Genomic DNA, 842 nt, shown 5'->3' with positions numbered 1-842 from the left:
CATTAGAAGCCTACAAGTACCTGCCCCAGACCAACTGTGGAGAATGTGGTGAGCCTACATGTATGGCATTTGCTTCCAAGCTGATCGACAGGTCCGGAAAGACGGAAAATTGTCCACCTCTGGTAAAGGAAAAGAAGTACGCAAAGAAGCTGGCAGAACTCGACAGGCTCCTTGCCCCCGAGATCCGTCAGGTTACCATAGGAGTAGGCGAAAAGGCAGCAAACATCGGGGGAGACGATGTACTGTACCGCCACAAGCTTACCTTCTTCAATAAGACAAAGATGTTCTTCGATGTTTCAGACAACATGGAAGAAGCTGCCCTTATTGAGAGAGTCAACAAAATCGCGGACTTCAAGAAGTTCTATGTAGGTCGCAACCTGCTTCTCGACGGTGTGGCAATCAGAGCCGCTTCAAACGACCCGGCAAAGTTCGCTGCTGCTGTCAAGAAGGTAGCAGAAATAGGCCTGCCTATGATCTTCTGTTCCTTTAACCCTGCAGTCCTGAAGGCAGGACTTGAGGTTGCAAAGGACAAGAACCCACTGCTCTACGCTGCAAACAAGGACAACTGGAAAGAAGTCGGAGAACTCGCCCTTGAGTACAAGGTGCCTGTTGTAGTTTCAGCATTTAATGACCTTGACGCCCTCAAGAGCCTTGCAAAGACTTTCGCAGAAGCAGGCATCAAGGACATTGTGCTTGATCCGGGGACCTACCCAAGCGGCAAAGGCCTCAAAGAAACCTTTACAAACTTCCTGAAAATCAGGAGAGCAGGCATTATGGGCGACACCGAGATCGCATATCCGATCATGGCTCTCCCCATCACAGCCTGGATGGCAGGAATTGCA

General features: G+C 50.0%; 1 protein-coding gene. It reads left to right on the top strand.

The window, feature by feature from the left end:
- On the top strand, positions 1–842 hold an 842-nt coding region (gene acsC / locus EO93_RS10710; RefSeq protein WP_156161299.1), incomplete at both ends, for an acetyl-CoA decarbonylase/synthase complex subunit gamma.

Source organism: Methanosarcina sp. 1.H.A.2.2, from assembly GCF_000979975.1.
Lineage (GTDB): Archaea > Halobacteriota > Methanosarcinia > Methanosarcinales > Methanosarcinaceae > Methanosarcina.
This window is presented reverse-complemented; position numbering and strand designations above follow the sequence as displayed.